At 60.0% G+C, this 2,553-nt stretch carries 1 protein-coding gene; it reads right to left on the bottom strand.

The features are described 5' to 3' along the window. Nucleotides 1–2,448, bottom strand: a 2,448-nt coding sequence (locus AC07V8_RS00005) for a YadA family autotransporter adhesin (protein ID WP_494721446.1), incomplete at its 3' end; no start/stop codon positions are given. Between the last annotated feature and the right edge of the window lie 105 nt (nucleotides 2,449–2,553).

Genomic DNA, 2,553 nt, shown 5'->3' with positions numbered 1-2,553 from the left:
CGTCGACAACGACGCCACGTTGCTATTGGTCGTGCTCAAACCGGTCGAGGTCGAAGTCGACAGCGAAGCCACGTTGCTGTTGGTTGTGCTCAAGCCCGTCGATGTTGATGTCGACAGCGAAGCCACGCTACTGTTAGTTGTGCTCAGGCCGGTTGAGGTCGAGGTCGACAAGCTGCTGATGTTGGAACCGACAGTGCTCGCCACGGTGTACAGCTGACTGCCATTGATAGCATCCGTGCTGCTGACGCCAATCAGGCCAGCGGCGACATTCTGTATCCGACGCTCAGAACCTGCGGCACCGACGCTTACCACGCCTGCGCTCGAACTGGCGCCGGCGAACGGGCCATAGGTAGTGCCGCCTATCGTGGCGTTGGTTACGCTACCGGTGCCGCCGGTAGCTGCCGATGCCGTGCTAGTTGTGGTTGCCGATTGACCTAATGCTATGGAACCGGCAACGCTAGCGTTGGCCCCGGCGCCAAGGGCGATCGAATTGCCGCCAGTCGCGCTGGCAGCATTGCCCAAGGCAATATCGTTCGCCGTCGTCGGTGTGCCGCTGACGCCGGCCACCGCATTCAAGCCCTGCGCAATCGAGTCGTTGCCGAAAGCATTGGCTACAGGTCCCACTGCAATCGCATCGGTACCGGTTGGCGAACTATCGGCCAGAACGGAGTTGGTGTGGAAGTATTTGATACCCGCACCGTTGTTGATGTTGTTAATCAGGCTGTTTGTCGCAAACAGCTGTGAACCGTTCACGGCATCCGTGCTGGTCGCGTTCAACGCCGCCGGCGCCAGGTTGGTGATCGTTACCGGCGCACCTGCACCGGCGCCGCCGGTGGCGCCCAGAGTGATCTTATTGCCGCCGGCCGCATCATACTTGACCGCGATATTGGCCGTGTTGTCGATATTGGTATTCAATGCAGTCAGAGCACCGGCAACCGTCGTCTGAGCAGTTGGTCCCGTCACGGCGCCGGTAGCGCTGACGGTATTGATCGGCTGGCTGAAACCGCTTATCGTGCCGGTCGCAGGATTGTAAGTCGCACCACCGCCCAGTGTGCTGGCCGTGCTATTTCCGAGATTATCCGTGTGTACTTGCACCGTACTGATGCCAGTAGACAGCGAAACGACCGAGGTGGAGGTTGAGGTCGACAGCGATGTCACGCTACTGTTGGTTGTGCTCAGACCGGTTGATGTCGAGGTCGACAGCGATGCGACACTGCTGTTAGTCGTGCTCAAGCCTGTCGATGTTGATGTCGACAGCGACGCCACGTTGCTATTGGTCGTACTCAGACCGGTCGAGGTCGACGTCGACAGCGAAGCCACACTGCTATTGGTCGTGCTCAGGCCGGTCGAGGTGGAAGTCGACAGCGACGCCACGCTGCTGTTGGTTGTACTCAGACCGGTCGAGGTCGAGGTCGACAGCGAAGCCACGTTGCTGTTGGTCGTGCTCAACCCCGTCGATGTTGATGTCGACAACGACGCCACGCTACTGTTAGTTGTGCTCAGACCGGTTGAGGTCGAGGTCGACAAGCTGCTGATGTTGGAACCGACAGTGCTTGCCACGGTGTACAGCTGACTGCCATTGATAGCATCCGTACTGCTGGCGCCAATCAGCCCAGCAGCGACATTCTGTATCCGGCGCTCAGAACCCGGCGCACCGACGCTTACCACGCCTGCGTTCGAACTGGCGCCGGCGAACGGACCATAGGTAGTACTGCCTATCGTGGCGTTGGTCACGCTACCGGTGCCGCCTGTAGCTGCCGATGCCGTGCTCGTCGTGGTTGCCGATTGACCTAATGCTATGGAACCGGCAACGCTAGCGTTGGCCCCAGCGCCAAGGGCGATCGAATTGCCGCCAGTTGCTTTGGCAGCGTTGCCCAGGGCAATATCGTTCGCTGTCGCCGGTGTACCGCTGACGCCAGCCACCGCATTCAGGCCTTGCGCAATCGAGTCATTGCCGAAAGCATTGGCTGCCGGCCCCACTGCAATCGCATCGGTGCCGGTTGGCGAACTATCGGCCAGAACGGAGTTGGTGTGGAAGTATTTGATACCCGCACCGTTGTTGATGTTGTTAATCAGGCTGTTTGTCGCAAACAGCTGCGAACCGTTCACAGCATCGGTACTGGTGGCATTCAAGGCCGCCGGCGCCAGGTTGGTGATGGTCACCGGTGCGCCCGCACCGGCGCCGCCGGTGGCGCCCAGGGTGATCTTATTGCCGCCGGCCGCATCGTACTTGACCGCGATATTGGCCGTGTTATCGACATTGGTGTTCAGGGCTGTCAAGGCAGCGGCAACTGTCGTCTGCGCTGTGGGTCCAGTCACTGCACCGGTAGCGCTGACACTATTGATCGGCTGGCTGAAGCCTGTGATATTGCCAGTTGCCGGACTGTAGGTCGCGCCACCGCCCAGCGTGCTTGCCGTCGTCGTGCCCAGGTTGTTGACACCAGTCACGACCGAATTCAATTGCGAACCATTGATCGCATCAGTGCTCGTAGCCGATATAACGCCGGCCGCGACGTTCTGGATCTGGCGCTCGGTTCCTGCTGCGCCAACCGA

This window comes from Collimonas sp. GW821-FHT02H07, from assembly GCF_059421505.1.
Note: the sequence above shows the minus strand (reverse complement) of the source record. Positions and strands in the feature narration are given on the sequence as shown.